At 71.5% G+C, this 550-nt stretch carries 1 protein-coding gene and 1 pseudogene; both read left to right on the top strand.

All coding sequences use genetic code 11. From position 1 onward, the window contains the following. A pseudogene (locus tag N878_RS28755) lies at positions 1 to 97 on the top strand (SDR family NAD(P)-dependent oxidoreductase); the annotation flags it as partial. Then, positions 98 to 550: AraC family ligand binding domain-containing protein (locus N878_RS25895; protein WP_021446373.1), on the top strand; the 453-nt coding region annotated here is incomplete at its 3' end.

Here is a 550-nt window from a genome sequence, read left to right as displayed (position 1 = left end):
CAAGCGCTGCAGCAACGCCCGCGCCCGCGCGCTGGGCTGGGCGCCGCGGTACCCGAGCTACCGCGAGGGCTATGCGGCGATTCTGGCGGGACGCTAGATGGACGCCAATCGCCTGCTGGCCAAGCCCTGGCTGCCGGGTGTGGAGCTGTTCCATGCCGACTTCTCCGGGCAGGCGTTCGGCCGCCACAGTCACGATGCCTTCGCCGTCGGCGCCATTCTGGCGGGCGTCGGCGGCTACCAGTGCCGTGGTCAGCGCCATGCCCTGCCGGCCGGTACCCTGTCACTGATGAATCCCGAGGAGCCGCACACCGGCCACGCCGAATCGCCGCGGCTGGTCTACCGCATGCTCTATATCGAGGAGGCGCGGCTGCCGGCGCTGCTCGGGCGCAAGCGCCTGCCCGATGGCTTTCGCAGCCTCAATCCGACCGACGACGGTCAGGTCGCCGCGGGTCTGGCGCGTCTGGCGCAGGAGTTCGAGCGCGGCGACGCGCTGGCGCTGGAGAGCGAGCTGCTGGCCGTGCTGGAGCTGGTGTTCGTCCGCCATGGCGGC

This window comes from Pseudomonas sp. EGD-AK9 (genome assembly GCF_000465935.2).
Lineage (GTDB): Bacteria > Pseudomonadota > Gammaproteobacteria > Pseudomonadales > Pseudomonadaceae > Aquipseudomonas.
Note: the sequence above shows the minus strand (reverse complement) of the source record. Positions and strands in the feature narration are given on the sequence as shown.